This is a genomic window from Pelagibacterium flavum, from assembly GCF_025854335.1.
Taxonomy (GTDB): Bacteria; Pseudomonadota; Alphaproteobacteria; order Rhizobiales; family Devosiaceae; genus Pelagibacterium; species Pelagibacterium flavum.
Map to the genome: position 1 here is coordinate 279,223 of NZ_CP107716.1, position 17,081 is coordinate 296,303.

The 17,081-nt window shown below is 60.1% G+C and carries 15 protein-coding genes; 11 read left to right on the forward strand and 4 right to left on the reverse strand.

Going from position 1 to position 17,081, the window contains the following annotated elements; genetic code table 11:
* Nucleotides 1–41: 41 nt before the first annotated feature.
* The 4 genes from OF122_RS01445 to OF122_RS01460 are packed head-to-tail and all read left to right on the forward strand — an operon-like array spanning nucleotide 42 to nucleotide 4,614.
* Entirely contained in the window at nucleotides 42–1,076 is a 1,035-nt protein-coding gene (locus tag OF122_RS01445) for an Ldh family oxidoreductase (protein ID WP_264226114.1), read from the forward strand.
* Nucleotides 1,063–2,292, forward strand: coding sequence for an iron-containing alcohol dehydrogenase (locus OF122_RS01450; protein WP_264226115.1), 1,230 nt, complete (start codon nucleotides 1,063–1,065; stop codon nucleotides 2,290–2,292). Before OF122_RS01445 ends, OF122_RS01450 begins: the two co-directional genes overlap by 14 nt.
* A gap of 10 nt (nucleotides 2,293–2,302) precedes the next feature.
* On the forward strand, nucleotides 2,303–3,772 hold the full coding sequence (locus tag OF122_RS01455) for an NAD-dependent succinate-semialdehyde dehydrogenase (RefSeq protein WP_408636285.1): 1,470 nt from the start codon (nucleotides 2,303–2,305) through the stop codon (nucleotides 3,770–3,772).
* Nucleotides 3,772–4,614, forward strand: coding sequence for an alpha/beta hydrolase (locus OF122_RS01460; RefSeq protein WP_264226116.1), 843 nt, complete (start codon nucleotides 3,772–3,774; stop codon nucleotides 4,612–4,614). The genes OF122_RS01455 and OF122_RS01460 overlap by 1 nt, the downstream gene beginning before the upstream one ends.
* A 262-nt stretch (nucleotides 4,615–4,876) precedes the next feature.
* Here the strand turns inward: OF122_RS01460 and OF122_RS01465 are convergent, their stop codons facing one another.
* The 3 genes from OF122_RS01465 to OF122_RS01475 all read right to left on the reverse strand — a co-directional run bounded on the left by OF122_RS01465 (nucleotide 4,877) and on the right by OF122_RS01475 (nucleotide 7,979).
* Nucleotides 4,877–6,748, reverse strand: coding sequence for an AAA family ATPase (locus tag OF122_RS01465; RefSeq protein WP_264226117.1), 1,872 nt, complete (start codon nucleotides 6,746–6,748; stop codon nucleotides 4,877–4,879).
* A gap of 82 nt (nucleotides 6,749–6,830) precedes the next feature.
* Nucleotides 6,831–7,100: a hypothetical protein gene (locus OF122_RS01470; protein WP_264226118.1), complete on the reverse strand. Its 270-nt coding sequence runs from the start codon at nucleotides 7,098–7,100 to the stop codon at nucleotides 6,831–6,833.
* Nucleotides 7,101–7,112: 12 nt separating this feature from the next.
* Complete coding sequence (locus OF122_RS01475; protein ID WP_264226119.1) at nucleotides 7,113–7,979, reverse strand: hypothetical protein; 867 nt, start codon at nucleotides 7,977–7,979, stop codon at nucleotides 7,113–7,115.
* A 958-nt stretch (nucleotides 7,980–8,937) separates the two neighbouring features.
* On the opposite strand from OF122_RS01475, the gene OF122_RS01480 reads away from it, so the two are divergent.
* The 7 genes from OF122_RS01480 to OF122_RS01510 all read left to right on the forward strand — a co-directional run bounded on the left by OF122_RS01480 (nucleotide 8,938) and on the right by OF122_RS01510 (nucleotide 16,152).
* Nucleotides 8,938–9,969 carry a LacI family DNA-binding transcriptional regulator gene (locus tag OF122_RS01480; RefSeq protein ID WP_264226120.1) on the forward strand — a complete coding sequence of 344 codons (1,032 nt, stop codon included), beginning with the start codon at nucleotides 8,938–8,940 and terminating at the stop codon, nucleotides 9,967–9,969.
* Nucleotides 9,970–10,015: 46 nt separating this feature from the next.
* Nucleotides 10,016–11,293 carry an ABC transporter substrate-binding protein gene (locus tag OF122_RS01485; RefSeq protein WP_264226121.1) on the forward strand — a complete coding sequence of 426 codons (1,278 nt, stop codon included), beginning with the start codon at nucleotides 10,016–10,018 and terminating at the stop codon, nucleotides 11,291–11,293.
* A 99-nt stretch (nucleotides 11,294–11,392) separates the two neighbouring features.
* On the forward strand, nucleotides 11,393–12,238 hold the full coding sequence (locus OF122_RS01490; protein ID WP_264226122.1) for a carbohydrate ABC transporter permease: 846 nt from the start codon (nucleotides 11,393–11,395) through the stop codon (nucleotides 12,236–12,238).
* The gene (locus tag OF122_RS01495) at nucleotides 12,235–13,086 is read left to right on the forward strand and encodes a carbohydrate ABC transporter permease (protein WP_264226123.1); all 852 of its coding nucleotides are present in this window, start codon (nucleotides 12,235–12,237) and stop codon (nucleotides 13,084–13,086) included. Before OF122_RS01490 ends, OF122_RS01495 begins: the two co-directional genes overlap by 4 nt.
* An 8-nt stretch (nucleotides 13,087–13,094) precedes the next feature.
* The gene (locus tag OF122_RS01500; protein WP_264226124.1) at nucleotides 13,095–14,141 is read left to right on the forward strand and encodes an ABC transporter ATP-binding protein; all 1,047 of its coding nucleotides are present in this window, start codon (nucleotides 13,095–13,097) and stop codon (nucleotides 14,139–14,141) included.
* Between the two features lie 46 nt (nucleotides 14,142–14,187).
* The gene (locus tag OF122_RS01505; protein WP_264226125.1) at nucleotides 14,188–15,456 is read left to right on the forward strand and encodes an MGH1-like glycoside hydrolase domain-containing protein; all 1,269 of its coding nucleotides are present in this window, start codon (nucleotides 14,188–14,190) and stop codon (nucleotides 15,454–15,456) included.
* A gap of 3 nt (nucleotides 15,457–15,459) precedes the next feature.
* Nucleotides 15,460–16,152, forward strand: a complete 693-nt coding sequence (locus tag OF122_RS01510) for a PIG-L deacetylase family protein (RefSeq protein WP_264226126.1) — start codon at nucleotides 15,460–15,462, stop codon at nucleotides 16,150–16,152.
* 415 nt (nucleotides 16,153–16,567) lie between these two features.
* Here OF122_RS01510 and OF122_RS01515 read toward each other — a convergent pair whose 3' ends face one another.
* On the reverse strand, nucleotides 16,568–16,819 hold the full coding sequence (locus OF122_RS01515; RefSeq protein WP_264226127.1) for a hypothetical protein: 252 nt from the start codon (nucleotides 16,817–16,819) through the stop codon (nucleotides 16,568–16,570).
* Nucleotides 16,820–17,081 lie beyond the last annotated feature (262 nt).

Consider the following 17,081-nt stretch of genomic DNA (forward strand, 5'->3'; position numbering starts at 1 on the left):
TAGTCGGCGATATGCAATCATATATCCTATAGGATTTGAACATGAAGGTAGAAGCGGGACAGGCGCTGTCGCTCGCGACGGAGTTGCTCGAAGCCAGGGGAGCAGAGCATTCTAATGCTCGGCTGCAGGCCGAGCTGCTTGTCGAAGCGGAACTGCGTGGCCACCCTTCGCACGGGCTGCAAAGACTCCCACGCCTTCTTGCACGCATCGAACGCGGGTTGGTCGCTCCCAATGCTACGGGCATTCAAACCTGGTCCGGCTCTGCATTTCTAGCTGTCGACGGCGAGGCCGGACTGGGTCCGGTTGTTGCCCATGCCGCAATCGAGAAACTTGTCGTTCGAGTCGAGCAAACCGGCATCGCCATCGCAGGCATTCGGGATGCAAATCATCTGGGAATGCTGGCTCTCTACGCTCAATCGATCGCTCAGAGGGGCCTGATCGGTATCGTGCTCACCAGCAGTGAAGCCCTCGTTCATCCCTATGGGGGCGACAAGGCGATGATGGGGACCAATCCCGTTGCCATCGGCATGCCGACCTCGGGCGAGCCCTATGTTCTCGATATGGCGACCAGTGTCGTGTCCATGGGCAAGATCCATGATTATGCACTCAAGGGAGAACCAATTCCCCCAGGCTGGGCACTAGGGCCTGATGGCGCGCCCACACTTGATGCGCAACAGGCCAAGTCGGGGTCGATCGCGCCTTTCGGGGGCGCAAAGGGGTACGGGCTGGGGCTGGGATTCGAGCTCCTGGTGGCCAGCATTGCGGGCACGCCTCCCGCTCCCGACGTGCGCGGCACGCTCGATGCAGATCATCGCGCGAACAAGGGCGACGTCATCATTATCGTCAAGCCCGGCAGCGCGGGTGTTGGAGCGATTGTGTCGGGGTATCTCGACATGGTGCGCGACAGCAAATCGGACGGTGACGCCGTCACAATTCCCGGCGACCGTTCACGGCAGCGCCGGCAACACGCAATAAGCGAGGGTTTTGAGGTCGACCCCCGCGTCTGGGATGAACTCGTCGCGGCGGGTTCAAATGTCCCGGCCTCAGTCAGGAAATCGTATCATGAACATGTTTAGCGCTCTTAGGGCGCCAAGGGAAATCGTCTTTGGCGCCGGGCAAAGAGCTTGCCTTGCCAGGATTGCCCGGCAACTGGGGGAGCGGGTGCTTGTCTGTACGGACGCGCGTTTTGCCGCTGAGCCGATCTTTGCCGAACTTGTGGAGTCACTCAACGAAGCCGGAATGGCGGTAGAGATCGAGGCCGGCGTCCTGCCCGATGTCCCGGTCAAGTCCTGTTTGGCCTCGGCCGAACGCATGCGGGGCTTTGCGCCGGACGTGGTGGTCGGCATTGGAGGTGGCAGTTGTATTGATCATGCCAAGTGCGTTGCGATCTTGCTCGCTCATGGGGGCGCGCCCCAGGATTACTATGGCGAGTTTAAGGTGCCAGGGCCCGTCCTGCCGATAATCGCCGTTCCCACGACAGCGGGCACTGGATCGGAGGTGACGCCTGTGGCCGTACTTTCCGACGCTGACCGCATAATGAAGGTCGGAATATCCAGCCCCCACATCATTCCTACCGCTGCCATATGCGACCCTGACCTTACGGCGAGCTGTCCCAAAGCGCTGACCGCTGTCGCCGGTGCCGATGCGCTCACCCATGCCATTGAGGCCTTTACGGCAACCCGGCGTGTTGCGAGCCCCGGCATGGCGCAAGAACGGGTGTTTATTGGCAAGTCGGCGATAACCGATCATTTCGCGCGCCTGGCCATACAGACGATTTTTCCAAGTCTCGAGCGCGCCTGTACGAATGACAACGATAGCGAAGCGCGTGAGCAGGTCATGTTGGGCGCGCTTATGGCCGGTCTGGCTTTCGGCACGGCCGGCACGGCCGCGGCGCATGCGATCCAATATCCGATAGGTGCGGTTACCAATACCGCCCATGGTCAGGGCGTGGCGTGCGTCCTGCCCTATGTCATGCGCTTCAATCTCGAGGCGGATGCGGAGCCGTTGGCCGATATCGGGCGGATGCTTGGGCTGTCGGGATCGGACGAAATCGCGCTTGGCAACGCGGCAGCTGACGCCGTCGAACGCCTTTTTTCGGCCATTGGAATTCCATCCACGCTCGAAGCCCTGGGCCTGCCCCAAGACAAGCTCGAATGGGTCTGCACCCAGGCGCTCGGAGTTTCGCGCCTGATCGACAACAACCCCCGCCGGATCGACGCCCCCGCGATGGCCGCACTTTTGCAGGCAGCCTATCGCGGTGACCGTATCCGGCTCCAACACGCCATCACCTAGGAGTCCCTTTATGTCATCTGTAGTCGTTGAGTCTTCGCCCGTGGGCATGGATTGTTCTGCCTACGCGCAAGGTCTTTACATAGGCGGCAAATGGGAGCCCGGCGGCGGCATTCTCGTCATCGATCCTTCGAGCGGAAGCCGGATCGCGGAGGTGGCCGACGCTACTGTCGAAAATGCTCGCGCAGCCGTTGACGCCGCCGCCCGCGCTGCCGCCAAATGGCGTGCCACGCCGCCGCGCGAACGCGCCGGGATACTGGTTAAATGCTTTGATCTAATGATGCAGCGGCAGGAAAAGCTGGCCCATCTCATTGCCCTCGAGAACGGTAAATCGCTCGCCGATGCCCGCGGGGAAGTCGCCTATGCAGCGGAGTTTTTCCGCTGGTACGCCGAAGAGGGCGTCCGCATCTCAGGCGAGTTCATGACGGCACCTGCCGGCAGCAATCGCATTATTGTAGACTACGAGCCGATCGGAATAGCGGTTCTGATTACGCCGTGGAACTTTCCTGCCGCCATGGCAACACGCAAGATCGCGCCAGCACTTGCCGCCGGATGCACAGTGGTCCTCAAACCCGCCAGCGAAACACCGCTTACCGCTTACGCCCTTGCGGCTCTCTATGCCGAGGCGGGCGTTCCCGATGGGGTGGTCAACGTTATTACCACCACAAATCCTGGTCCCGTCACCGCAGCAATGCTCAATGACCCCCGTGTTCGCAAGCTGTCTTTCACCGGCTCTACGCCGGTTGGGCGCCTGCTGCTGGCGGAAGCATCAAAAACCGTCGTGAGCTGTTCAATGGAGCTTGGAGGCAATGCCCCCTTTATAGTGTTCGATGATGCCGATCTCGATGCCGCGCTCGACGGGGCGATGTTGGCCAAGATGCGCAACGGGGGTGAAGCGTGCACGGCGGCAAACCGCTTCCTCGTTCAGGAGGGCATCCATGACCGGTTTGTAGAGGGGCTCACAGCGCGCATGAAGGCGCTCAAAGTCGGCCCGGGCACGGACGCCGATACCGGCTGCGGGCCGATGATCACGCGCAAGGCGGTGAACAAGATCGAGGCGCTGGTTGCCGATGCCGTCGAGCGCGGTGCCAGGCTGGTGCTGGGCGGTAAAGGGCTCGATCGGCCGGGCTATTATTTTCCGCCGACGGTTCTGGTCGACGTCTCGCCCCAAGCCGAAATGGCCAAGGACGAAATTTTCGGACCGGTGGCACCGGTCTATCGGTTCAAGACCGAAGACGAGGCCGTGGCCATGGCCAACGATACCGAGTACGGGCTGGCCGCTTACATCTTTACAAGGGATATCCGGCGAGGCATGGCCGTTGCCTCACGGATCGAATCGGGCATGATCGGGCTCAATCGCGGGCTGGTTTCAGATCCAGCGGGGCCGTTCGGCGGGGTCAAGCAAAGCGGGCTCGGGCGCGAAGGTTCTCACCATGGGGTAATCGAGTTCATGGAAGCAAAATACATCGCCACGAGTTTTTGATGTCGGAAGTCGACGATTTCCGCACGCGCGATCACGTGCCCGACTTCGACCGAAATGTTGAGTGGTTTCGGGAATACAGTAGCCAGACGAAAGCCGCACTGCGCAATCGCTGCGACCTCAGGTACGGGGCAGGGGAGAAGGCTACCCTTGATTTGTTTTTCCCAAAGGAGAGGCAGGCTCCTGCCCCGATCCATCTTTTCATTCACGGCGGATACTGGCGCATGTTCGACAAGTCGGACTTTTCGTTTGTTGCCAACACGATCTGCACAGCCGGTGGCATTGCGGCGATCATGAACTACGACCTGATGCCTGGCGTTCGAATGGCAACGATCGTTGAACAGGTGCACCAGTGCGCATCATGGCTGGTTGAAAACGCAGAGTCGTTCGGGGGTGATCCGGCGCGTTTCAGCGTCTCGGGCCATTCGGCTGGGGGACATTTGTGTTGTTTTCTTTTTAGCAAAGACAGCCCGGTGCGCCCGAAGGGCATTCTCGCACTGAGCGGAATATACGACCTTTCACCTTTGCGGCAGTCATTTCTCCAACAAGAGCTGAGACTCACAGATGACGAGGTCGCGTGTTTCTCGCCGATCAGTATGGACAGCGTTAGATCGGGCGCAATGGTACTGATGGTAGGAGAAGCGGAGACCTTGCCGTTCCATCGTCAGGCAGCGGCGCTGCGGCAAAAACTGTTGGATGAAGGCTGGGACGTTTCTTATCAGTCCATCAAAGGAGCCAATCACATGAGCATCATGGCTCAACTAGGAAGTCCAGATACGATTCCGGGACGGTGCTTGGCAGCGATGATTGTACCGGGAGTAGGGCCGGGTTTGGGTAAGAAATAGGTCAAGCCGATCCAACTATGCAATCGGCAACGAGCTAACGCTAAGCGGGCGCGAAATAAAGAAGCGATCTGGGGTGCGGCCCGAGCCGGAATCACTGTCAGACCGGCCATTGCGTCGCGAGTGTGAAGACGTCAAGGAGGCGCCTCCGCCAGACGCAGGGTGGCCGAAAGCAACGCCATCCTATTGTCTTCGCGCCAGGGTCCTGGTGCTGGCGTCAAAATTGGGACCTTGGAGACGCAGCCTTCGGCACTTGGCCAACCTGTCAATCTTTCGCCGGACTGGCACAAGTCTGGTCGATGGTTTCGCGGATGGCTCCGGCATGCAGGATCTTAACCTTCACCAGACGCGCCGCCAAAACCCGGATGGCCGTCTCATTTTCGGTCACCATTTCTCGAGACCGATCCATGAGCTGCCTGAGCTTGGTTTCAATCCAGTCCTCAAGCGAGGGGTCACTCGCGCCTTGGGAGGAACTAAAGAGCTGCTCGCGTGCGGCAAGTCTTCCGTACAGTCCCCAGTTGTTCCGGGCATCGCCGAGCAGCCGGGTCGCAAATGCCAGATCGGCCGACGCTCCCGAATCCGCACCCCCGCCGAACAGTTCATCGGTTGCGCGGCCAGCGAGCTGTATGACGATCATGTCTTCGACCTCATCGGCTGTCGGCGCCCGGCTCGCCAAGTGCATTTTCGTGCTGCCCGCCGACTCGCCATAAGGGATGATCGTAACAGAATGGACAGCAGTGCCGAGCCGAAGTGCAACGACAGCATGTCCAGCCTCATGCAGCGCCAACCGCTGGATCTGCTCATCGTCCAGCCCATCGTCAGAGAAGAAGATCCGAGTGACATCTTCGAGGGTGATAGGGCGATCCTCTTGTCTCGCCCGGGCTTCGGCGGACCGCACTGCTGCCTCGATCTTTGCTGGCGTCGCTCCAATAGCAAGGTTCACGATGACTTGGATGTCCGGCTCCAGGAGCCGATCGCCGATATAAAAGCGCACGAATTTTTCAGCCTCGGAGTGTGAGGATGGTGGCATGACAGTAATCCTCATCTCAAGGCGCCCCGGCCGGATCAATGCGGGATCGAGCAGGCTGTAGTGATTGCAGGCACCCAAAAGGAGGACTTTTTTTCCTGAATGGCGAACGCGGTCGATCTGGATGAGGATTCCATCCACAACTGGCATCCACCAGTCTCTGCCTTTGGCCTCCAGTCGCCCACGATCGGGAATCGACTGAAGCTCCTCGATAAAACCAATACTGCGATCCTCAGAAAGCAAAATTTCCACAAAGTTTGCGCATGCCTTGGTCACTGCACCAAGATGGCCGTCGCCAGCATTGAACCATTCCTGGACGCTCGTGCTATGCAATTTCCATCCCGAAGATTTGGCGATCGATGCCGCCAGTAAGGACTTGCCAGTGCCTGGCGGGCCATCGAGCGTGGCAAACCGGATAGCCGAGGGAGCAATTTCACCGGCATCGAGACGGGCAAGATCGGCCATCAGCATGTCGGTCCATTCGCGGACCGGAATGGTGAGCGGCAGTCGGGAAAGCGTTGGAACATGAGACAATTCGACGGGGGCCAATTTCCGTGCCCGGACGCGACGCAGCCGCTCCACGCAGTCTTGCGCCGAGTTACCCGCACCAATTGCTGCCATGGCCTCGTGAACGCCGACGCTCAGCAGATCGATCTGCTTTAGTCCTTTGGGCCGCTGTCCCGTTACCTGGCGAATGACCTTCCGGATCACTCCGACATCAAGGCTTTCGATCTCGAAGACTTGATCCGTCATGGAGTGGTACTCCTCAGAAATTGCAGTTGCGGGTGTCGCGCTGATGGCGATCGTAGACACGCCGCTGCCGAGCGTATTGAGGAGTTCGGTTGCCGCGCTGTTTCTGGAGCTGCTGCGGTTGCTGTGCTTGAATGACCGAATTTCGACTCTATCGAGCTGGCGTGTCAGGCAGGACTCGAGCACATCGCACCAGCTTTCGGAGGGTACTTTGATAAGCACGGCCGTGGTGGGTGGCTCGGCGGTTTTGAGCCGTTTGAAAAGCGCGCGTCCAAGCACGTGTTCAATAAGTGCAACAGGCAATGCCACGATTGCGTTTGGTCGACTGCTATTCGGAGTGGATTTCGACGATTTGGGCATGGGGATTCCAATGCGGCTGTGTCCGCGCGATGTTTGATTAAGTGAAGGGAGGAGGGCGTTTGACGCCCTCCAGACCGGCAAGCTAGGCGCGTGCACGCCGTTCGGCAGCTTCAAGGTCGGCGAGAAGCAGATCGTCCAGCCATTCGAGCACGAGCGCACAGGCCAGTTCGCCACTGGTCGCATTGATCCGCAAACCGTTGCGGACAGTAGCCGGCACCCCCTGGCGGTTCACCCGGCCGATGATCCCAAAGCGTATGGCATTGGCAATCAAATCCGAAGTATCGTCTCGCTCAGAGTTTTCGCTGGCGGGCACGCGAGCAGCCCTCACAGGTGCGTTCTTGTTTGTGCGCATGTCTTTTGCCACCTAACCGCTGGTCCGCGCCAGCTGGCGCTTACGAGCAAAGTTTATGGTGACCGGACCATGGGCTTCGACGTCGAGCTCGCTTTCGAGATTCTCGGACGGGAACTCTTGGCTATCGGTGTCGGTCAAGAAGGAGCGGCCCGCATCGCCATGATCGGGGGCGACCAGGGCAGTAAGCGCTGACTGGACGCTGGCGGCAAAGCTGGCGCGCAGGTAGCGCAGGCTGTCGCCAACTCCGGGACACCCGAGGAGCTGATCGAACCCGTTCAGACCAATGACATGGTCTCGGGTGTCCTTGTCCGAGCAATCGACTATAGCAACCTCAACACGAGACACAATCAGTGGTCGCCGCCCTGAGAGCAGGGCGTCCCGCGTGACGAGAGCGGTGGCCATCATCTTTTCTTCCAGCACATCGAGAATAGGTCGGGGATAGCTTGCGGTTGTGCGCTTGAGCTCGAGCAAAAAGGCGGTGCCCGTTTCGCGGTGTACCGCTACGATATCTGGCGTGTAGTGCTCGACAGCATAGACTTTGGGATCGAGCCTGAATGCGGAAAGAGCGGCGTTGTCATTGTTGCGGACGGCTGCCTGTGCGGCTTCGATTACGGGCAACCGGAACTCGGGCGGCAGGAGTGCGAATGCGCCGGAATGGACAAGAATGGCCCGCAGGCCCGTTTCAAGGACAGTGCCCTCGATACAGACCGCTGATCGCACGAATCCCGCCACTTGGGCGAATGCGCCGAACATCGGATCGGCACGCTCGGGGGAAACAGTGATGCCGTCGACGGCTTGGCGCGCAAGCCCATCGAGCGTTGGTGCCAATTCGGCAAACCGGGCCGGAAGAGCCGGGAATTTCTTTTGGTCATGAAGCATGGATTTTTCGCCTTTCAAGGGAAAGGCGGTGCCAAGGATCAAGGATCGCTTCCTACCGCACAGAATATTCGTCTGCACCAATTCGGTGGGCAAACATTGGGTAGAGACTGGCGAACAGTCATCGCGATAACAGCAATAACTCGCTGTCATCGCGATACGCCCCTTTGTTCCGGATTGTGTGGAACGGGCTTGACGAACAGGGATTAGTCCCGAGGTCGTGCCGTCGCAAATCCGAATTGACCTCTTTGGCAACCGCCACGGAGTGTCAGGTCAGGAAGCCGTCATGGCGGGGGCGCAGGCGGCCGGATGCGCGGCGCTGAGATCTGGGACCTCATGATCACGCGGACCCGAACCAGGCAAAATGGGGGATTTGCGCAAGGCGCAGCAATTGATAAGGCTGTTCATAGCCGTTGATCTCCACAATAGATCTGCGGTCAGGTCCTCGAAGCGTGTTGGCGCACCTTCGGGGACCGCCCTTAGCGATGGCTGGGCGGTTCTGACCGGCGGCTCGGACCATTCCGCGCCGCTCCAAGCCAAATGGGTTCAGCCAGACCACTCGACAAGGGTCAATATCAACTTTTTCTGTAACGTTTTCAGTATGGTTAACGGCGGGTAGATCCCGTTCGAAGGGAACGTTGGCAATGCGCCATCCGGCTTTGGAACGTCTATGGCCCAGTCGCAATGCTCTGTAATGCGGGCAGCCATATCGGCAGCGACCTCACCCCGTCCTCCCAGGGCGCCGTCGACAGGAGGCTCAACCTCAACGTCGATGCGGCGATCACTGATTGGGCGTGACCGATCCGGAGCGGTCTGGCGCGAGCACACTTTTTCGTCTGCGCGACGTGCTCAAACCGGAGCGTCGTTGACAAGGGGCCCGAGTTCGTGTGAAAAATTTAAATCGTTTGCAAAATCATAACAGCAAAATTGCAAACGTTTCAAATGGGAGGAAGGTTTGCAGGTGACGCGGGCGCGCACGCTCAAGGAACTGGCCGAACGGCTGGGAGTTTCGGTGACCACGGTAAGCCGGGCGCTGGCCGGGCATGAGCAGATCGCGCGCAAGACACGTGAGCGTGTTTCCGAAGCGGCGCGTGAGATGGGATATGTCCCCAATATCGCCGGACGCCAGCTCGTATCGGGACGATCGAACTTCGTTGGCTTCATTATTCCGCTGCGCGGCCCCAACTTCATGGACAGCTATCTGGGCGAATTTGTCACCGGGCTGGGGGAAGGGCTGGTGAGCCACGGGATCGATCTTATCTTGGCAACAGTGCAGCAGGGCCAGTCTGAACTTGAAGTGCTGCGGCATCTTGTGGAATCGGGCCGCGCGGACGGAGTGGTAATCCCGCGTATCGCGGCCCATGACGAGCGCGTGCGCTATCTCGCCCAACACAATTTTCCCTTCGTCGCCCACGGCCGGATCGAAGACGACGACATCGTCTACAGCTGGCTCGACGCCGATGGCGAGAAAGCCTTCGAGAATGCGTTCGAGCTGCTTTATGGCTTGGGGCATCGCCATTTCGGGATGGTGTCGATCTCCGAGGAAATGACGTTCCGCAATCTGCGCGAGCGCGGGTTCAAAAGGGCCATGGAGCGCATCGGCGATCCCGGTCTTCGTCTCGATATCGTTCGCGCCCCACGGTTCGATCGCGGCGAGACAGTCTCGGCAATCGGGCGGCTGCTCGACGCCCCGGATCGGCCGACTGCCATCGTGGGGCTGTTCGACGAGATCGCGTTGACTATTATCCGTGAAGCGGCGCGGCGAGAGCTTTCGATTCCGCGAGATCTCTCAGTCGTGGGATTCGACAACATTACCGCTGCCGCCTATGCGCCGCCGGGGCTGACCACATTCGAGGTCGAGACCCGCTCCATGGCGCGCGAGATCGCCCACATGCTGGTGCGCCGCATTGAGGGCGAACCGGCGGGACTGTCCAACACCCTTATTCGGCCCAGGCTCGTCGAGCGGGCCTCTCACGGACCGGCTCCTCAATGACGGGGCCGTCCAGTTGCAATCCATCAGTGCCGGGAGGAAATACACGATGGCAATTAAGGCAAAAATACTGGTTTCGGGCGCGCTGAGTGTTTCGGTCGCGCTTGGCGGCGTAGGCGGAGCGCAGGCGCAGGTGCTGTTCTGGTCCAATCAGGCAGCGCCAGTCGAAGAAACCCAGGCGATGCGTGACCAGGTGCTCGCTGGGTTCGAAGGCGAGGTCGATTTCCAGGCGCAGGACCCCGGTCCGTTTCTGACGCGTCTCGATGCCGAGCTGGAAGCGGGTTCGGGCTCGATCGGGCTTGTGGGCGCGCTGCATGGGGAGCTCTCGAGCTATGCCGATGCGTGGGCCGATCTCTCCGAGATCGATCTGGGCGACATTACGGTTAGCGAAGCGTTTCTGGAGTTGGCGCGTCTGGGGACCGACGAGCTCAAATACCTGCCCTGGATGCAGGCCAACTACGTAATGGCGGCCAGCAACGAGGCGGTGGAATATCTGCCCGAAGGCTATGATATCAATGCTCTGAGTTATGACGAGTTCATTGACTGGATGCGGGTGCTGGCCGAAGAAACCGGGCAGCCGCGCTTCGGGTTCCCCGCCGGACCGGACGGGCTCAAACACCGATTCTTCCAAGGATTTTTGCTACCGTCCTATGCTGGCAGCACGGTGACCAAGTTCAATTCACCCGAGGCGATCGAGGGCTGGGAAAAGTTCCGCGAACTCTGGCAGTACACCAATCCCGCCTCGACCAACTACGGGTTTTTGCAGGAACCGTTGCTTTCGGGTGATGTTTGGGTCGGGTTTGACCACGTGGCGCGGCTGGCCGATGCGTTCAACCAGCGGCCCGGAGATTTCGTGGCATTTCCGGCACCGGCCGGCCCGGTGGGGCGCGGATTCATGCCGGTCCTGGCCGGGATCGCCATTCCCGCCAACGCTCCAGACATGGAACAGTCCATGGCGCTTGCCACCTACATGATGCAGCCCGAAACGCAGGTTGCGACCTTGCTGGCCACCAGCTTTTTCCCCACGACCGATGCCGAATTGCCCGATGACCTGCCGGCTTCGGCCCAAGCGCTGGGTGCAGCCATCACGGCGATGACGAGCGGTGAGGATGCGCTGCCGGCCCTATTGCCGGTTGGTCTGGGCGATCTGGGTGGCCAGTTCAACCAGGTCTATATCGATGCCTTCGAACGCATCATCCTGGGTAACCAGGACATTCCCATGGTCCTCGAAGAGCAGGCCAGTCAGCTGCGCGCGATCATTGAACAGGCTGGCGCCCCGTGCTGGGAACCCGATGAGCCTTCCGAAGGGCCGTGCCCGGTCGATTGATCTTCCAAGTGCGTCCGGGATCTAAGACCCCGGGCGCCCCTCCCTCCCTCCATCCGGCGCGGCGACCGGGTGGTAGGTGCGCCGTTTTCGGAGCATGCCATGCCCAACAAGAGCTTGCCCTATCTGCTGATGGCCCCTGCCATCCTGTTCCTGCTGGTGTTCTTTTTCTATCCCTTCGTCCAGATCGCGGTTCTCGCGTTCACGGCGGAGGAAGGGTTCACGCTCGCTCATGTGCAGCGCATGATCGGGCACTGGAAATTCGGAACGGCGTTGACAAACACGTTGATCCTGGCGGCCATCATCGTGCCGGTGCAATTGGCGCTGGCACTCGGAATGGCCTCGATCGTCACTCGGGTCAAAACCGGGCGCTCGACGATTCTTTACATCTTTGCGATCCCGCTCGGGCTTTCCGATCTTGCGGCGGGGATCATTTGGCTTGCGATCTTTGAGCAGTCGGGTTTCCTCAATTCGCTGTTGGTGGGCGTGGGGGTCGTCGACCGGCCGATCCTGTTGCTGGGGTATCAGAACGTCTGGGTGATCTTTCTCGCGGTGATCCTGGCCGAGATCTGGCGGGCAACCGCGATTATGATGGTGATCCTGGTCTCCGGCATGGGGATTATTCCCAAGGAATATTACGAGGCGGCGGAAGTGTTCGGGGCCTCGCCCTGGAAGCGGTTCCTCAAGATAACGCTGCCGCTACTTCGGCCAAGCCTGCAGACGGCGTTGATCCTTCGCACCATCGCTGCCTTTGAGGTATTCGCGGTGGTCGTCGCGCTGGGCGGCACGACGCTGCCGGTGCTAATGGGCGAAACCTATGAGTGGCAATTCACGCTGCGCGACCGCAATGTGGCGGCAGCCTACGCCCTGGTGATCCTGGGCATATCCATTGTTGCAACGATTGCATTTCTGCGCCTCTTGCGCGTGCCCAAGGAGGCGACGATATGAGCGCGACCCAAGCTCGGCCCGACAAGCCAAACGCGGTCGCCGATGCAGGCGCGGCAGGACGGCTGGTTTTCACTACTGCGCTGGTGCTGTTGCTCGCCTGGATTCTGGTGCCGCTATATCTGTTGTTCGTCAATACGCTCTCCTCTCCCGAGGCGGTCAACGGATTTCCAAAGACCGGAATGCCCGAATTCGATCTGGGTTCGATCCAGTTCTTCGCCTCGTTTGCGGGCGTTGGGCGGGCGCTGTGGAATTCGATCCTCGTTGCGCTGCTGACCATGGTCTTATCCATCGCGATAGGGGCGCCGGCGGGCTATGCGCTTTCCCGGTTCGAGTTCCGGGGAAAGGAAATCTTCCGGGTGATGGTGGTGATGACGCGGGCCTTTCCGCTGCCGCTCCTCGCCCTGCCGCTCGCGGTAATGTTCATCCGCACCGGGCTCGACGATACCGCAATCGGGCTGGCCTTCGTTCACACCGTGCTGGCGCTCCCCTTTGCGGTGCTGATCACCTTCTCGCTGTTTTCAGGCATCCCTATCGAACTCGAAGAAGCGGCCTGGACGCTGGGGTGCAACCGGTTACAGGCGTTCATAAAAGTCGTTCTGCCGCTGGTCTTGCCCGGGATCGTGGCCTCGGCAGTCTTTGCCTTCACCATTTCATGGAATGAGGTGTTCGCCGCCGCGGTGCTCACCATCGAGAACCGGACGCTGACCGCATTCCTTGTCCAGAATCTGAACGTATCGCCCCTGCATCTCAAATTTGCAGGCGGGGCGGCGCTGGTGTTGCCGGCGCTGATCTTCATTTTTGCCGTTCGCAAATATCTGTTTGCGATGTGGGGCATAGCCAACAGGTAGGGTTGACCATGGCTGAAATCGTCATCAAGAACGTCGCCAAGAGTTTTGGCTCGTTCAAGGCGCTGCACTCGGTCGATATGACCATTTCCAACCAGGAATTCATGGTGCTGCTCGGCGCATCAGGGTGCGGCAAGACCACCTTGCTGCGCATTATAGCAGGGCTCGAGACGCCCACGCAGGGTGAAGTATGGATCGGAGGGCGGCGCGTCGACCATTTGCCGCCACGCCAGCGCGGCATCGCCATGGTGTTCCAGAACTATGCGGTTTTTCCCCATCTGACGGTATTCGAAAACATTGCATTCGGGCTGCGCATGCAGAAGATGGACAAGGCTGAGGTGGAGCGCCGCGTGACACGCACGGCCGAACTGATGCATATCGAACAGCTCTTGAAGCGCTATTCGGGACAGCTTTCGGGCGGTCAGCGCCAGCGTGTTGCCGTGGCCCGGGCTCTTGCCATGGAGCCCGACGTCATATTGATGGATGAACCGCTCTCCAACCTGGATGCGCTGTTGCGGCTCGAGATGCGCGCCGAACTCAAGGGCGTTTTGGCGGATTCAAAAACCACGACGATCTATGTGACCCACGACCAAGTCGAGGCGATGAGCCTGGCCGACAGGATTTCAGTGATGAATGGGGGGCGGATCGTTCAAAGCGACAGCCCCGTCGAAGTCTACCGCAATCCCGCTGCTCGGTTCGTGGGCAGCTTTATCGGCAACCCGCCCATGAATTTCATGGAAGCGAAGCGTACCGGAACGGGCCGATGGCGGGTGGGTGGTATCGAAATCGATGGACCACAAGCCGATCGCGGCACGCTCGAGTTCGCCATTCGGCCCGAAGACGTTACGCGTGCAGAAGCCGGCTTTGCCGCCACCGCGCGCGTCGTCGAGCCGCTGGGCGCGCATACGCTTGTAACGTGCGAGGTGGGCGGCAAACCCTTCCGCGCCATTATCGATTCCGACGACCCTATAGCTCCAGGGGATACCATGACGCTTGCGCCCCAGCCGGCGCGGGTGCGCTGGTTCGACCCCGAAACCCAGACCGCCATCTCCGCCTGACCCCGTTAGCGTCCAACAGACTGTATTCGACATGACCGTAATAGAGATGACCGACCCACGGGATCACGCGATTTCCGTGCTCAAAGAAAACGATCGCGGCACCTATACCGTGCCCACCAAGGGGCTGTACCCCTTCCAATGGAACTGGGATTCGTGCTTTACCGCCATCGGGCAGGCCCATTTCGACGAGGACCGCGCCTGGACCGAGATGGAAACCCTGTTCGCCCATCAATGGGACGACGGAATGGTGCCTCACATCATCTTCCACGTTCACGACGACGGGTACTTCCCGGGTCCGGACGTGTGGCAGACCGGCCGGGCCGTGAGGACATCGGGGATCACTCAGCCGGCGGTTGCCGGGTTCGCGCTCAAGCGCCTTTTCGCCATGAGCAAGGACAAGGCAATGGCGGCACGCCGTGCCAGGGCCCTGCTCGAGCCGATCCATCGCTGGCACCAATGGTTCTACACCTGCCGCGACCCCGGGGCTGAAGGACTGGTGGCGATCATCCACCCCTGGGAAGCGGGCCGGGACAACTCGATCGATTGGGACGAGCCGTTCGCACGCGTGCCCACTGATGGGATCGATCCATATGTACGCCGTGATACTCAGCACGCCGATCCGGCACATCGGCCCACAAAGGAGCAATACGACCGCTACCTTTGGCTGGTCCAGCATTTCCGCGCTCTGGGATGGGACAACAACAAGCTTCACGACGCTTCACCGTTCCAAGTCGTCGATCCGGGGTTCAATGCCATCCTGATCCGAGGCTGCGCGGATCTGTCCGAACTTGCCGGGGAGTTGGGAGCACACCAGATCGCGGCAGCCAACCGAGATTGGGCGCAAAAAGGCGTGGGGGCACTCGAAGCGCTCTGGAGCGAGAAACACGGACAGTACCTATGCCTGGACCGCACCACGGGCACGCTGATCGACAGTGCCTCGATCGGTGGGATCATGGCGGTAATCGCCAATATTCCTGCTTACCGGGCTGCTGCCATCACCAGGACCATCGCCAGCGAGGCCGAACGGACCCGCTATGTCGTGCCCAGCCATTCACTCGACGACCCCAGGTTTGACGCCAAGCGCTACTGGCGCGGGCCGGTTTGGCTGGTGGTCAACTATTTGATCGCGGTAGGGCTAAAGGCGGCCGGCGAGGACGCGATGGCGGAAAAAATCGTAAGATCCTCGCTCGAGCTAATCGAAAAGTCCGGATTCGCTGAGTATTACGATCCGCTGGATGGTGAGCCGCTCGGGGGACGGACCTTTACCTGGACCGCAGCGGTGGTGCTCGAATTTCTCGCCGGGGAGCCAGCCTGAGCCATGCGCGTTCTGGCGCTGGGCGCGCATCCGGACGATATCGAGATATTTATGTTCGGAACGCTGGCAGCGTTTGCGACTTTGGGGGCCGAACTGGTGTTCGCCATTGCCACAGACGGCGCGATGGGGGGACAGGGAGACAGGGTGGCGCTGGCGGAAATGCGGGCACAGGAAGCCCGGCGGGCAGCGGGCCTGCTCGGGGTCGAGCCGCGTTTTCTGGCACTCGTCGATGGCGGTCTGGTGCCCGACCCGCAATTGGTGGAAACAATGCGTCGACTGATCTCGGACACCGAGCCCGACTTGATCCTGACACACGACCCCAATGACTATCACGCCGACCACCGGGCGCTTTCGCAGGCGATCGACCTTGCCGCCTCGTTCAGAGTGCCGGTTGCATTCGTTGATACTCTAAACGGGACCGGGTTCGCGCCGTCCCACTATGTCGACATCTCCGCCCACTTCGCGCTCAAGCGCAAGGCGATCTTGTGTCACGCGAGCCAGAACCCGCAGCGGTTCGTTGCGATGGTGGAATTGCAGAACCGGTTTCGTTCGGCCCAGTGCTACCAGGAAACCGGCTATGCCGAGGCGGTCCGGTTTGCGAGCCGGGCGCCGTTTGCCGATATCCGCGATCTCTTGCCGCCCGCCCCACCGGTGCGGTCGGTGTTCGACCGTGGCGGCATCGGCGGGGGGCAATGATCAACCGGCGCGACAAACGACCAAGGTTGAGGCAGTTGCTTTGGCCGAAAAGATCGACCGGATGGCCTGGGTATTGATGACCAGGGGCGAACGCTGCAGGGAGCCGGTCATCGCAAAGAGATAGTACGAGCCAAGGCGAGCAGTCGGCTAAGAAGTTGGAAGGAAAGCACGGGGCTTTATCTCGCTGTGGGCGTCGAGTACGCGATGCTTCTGGTTGCACAAACCGAATTTTGATCATGAAGCGGTCGTTTGCTCACAACCGATGACCACTTCGTGCGGCGCCCACAGCGAAGCTGACGCTCATAGTGCCGATGCCTTGATCGAGTCCCAGTTTCTGATGGCTAAGCCAGGGCTGCGCTTGAGCCCTGGGCGCCTTCCATGGACAAGCACTTCGTATGTTGAGTGGCGTGAAATGCTACGCTCCAAGTAGATTCGCTTCAGTAATTCCGCACAGATTGACCGCGATCCCCAATTCCCGGGCAAGCGCCGCCTTGGTAAGCGCACACCGATCCGCCTCGGCGGACGAGTTTGCATAGGCGACCTGAATGTGATTGGCCTTATGTTTGGCCATCATCTGATCGCGGTTAACGCCGGAGAGAATGGCGTGCATCATCGGCCATTCGCGGTTGGTCACAGACCAGCGGCGCTCGGTTTCCTGTTGCGGCAAGGTTCCGGAAACAGCTCCTAAGCTTTAATTCTACAATGGCGCATGAAGCGTTCTCAAACCAATCTCACCTGGTTATCGAGCTGTTCCTTTTCACATCCAGAGGTCGGTGTGTACGCCACCTGACCAACCAGGCGATGCCCGCGTATCTGCAGAAAACGCCGTTATAGGTGCCCCGCATAGCCGGGGGCCGGTGGGATAAGGCAAGCGGCATTGGAGGAGGTGCGGTACCATTTTTTCGTCGGCCGCCGATTAGATCACGGTG

Coding starts and splice junctions, on each gene's coding strand:
- OF122_RS01445 (WP_264226114.1), top strand. CDS start 42: ATGAAGGTAGAAGCGGGACAGGCGCTGTCGCTCGCGACGGAGTTGCTC.
- OF122_RS01450 (WP_264226115.1), top strand. CDS start 1,063: ATGAACATGTTTAGCGCTCTTAGGGCGCCAAGGGAAATCGTCTTTGGC.
- OF122_RS01455 (WP_408636285.1), top strand. CDS start 2,303: ATGTCATCTGTAGTCGTTGAGTCTTCGCCCGTGGGCATGGATTGTTCT.
- OF122_RS01460 (WP_264226116.1), top strand. CDS start 3,772: ATGTCGGAAGTCGACGATTTCCGCACGCGCGATCACGTGCCCGACTTC.
- OF122_RS01465 (WP_264226117.1), bottom strand. CDS start 6,748: ATGCCCAAATCGTCGAAATCCACTCCGAATAGCAGTCGACCAAACGCA.
- OF122_RS01470 (WP_264226118.1), bottom strand. CDS start 7,100: ATGCGCACAAACAAGAACGCACCTGTGAGGGCTGCTCGCGTGCCCGCC.
- OF122_RS01475 (WP_264226119.1), bottom strand. CDS start 7,979: ATGCTTCATGACCAAAAGAAATTCCCGGCTCTTCCGGCCCGGTTTGCC.
- OF122_RS01485 (WP_264226121.1), top strand. CDS start 10,016: ATGGCAATTAAGGCAAAAATACTGGTTTCGGGCGCGCTGAGTGTTTCG.
- OF122_RS01490 (WP_264226122.1), top strand. CDS start 11,393: ATGCCCAACAAGAGCTTGCCCTATCTGCTGATGGCCCCTGCCATCCTG.
- OF122_RS01495 (WP_264226123.1), top strand. CDS start 12,235: ATGAGCGCGACCCAAGCTCGGCCCGACAAGCCAAACGCGGTCGCCGAT.
- OF122_RS01500 (WP_264226124.1), top strand. CDS start 13,095: ATGGCTGAAATCGTCATCAAGAACGTCGCCAAGAGTTTTGGCTCGTTC.
- OF122_RS01505 (WP_264226125.1), top strand. CDS start 14,188: ATGACCGACCCACGGGATCACGCGATTTCCGTGCTCAAAGAAAACGAT.
- OF122_RS01510 (WP_264226126.1), top strand. CDS start 15,460: ATGCGCGTTCTGGCGCTGGGCGCGCATCCGGACGATATCGAGATATTT.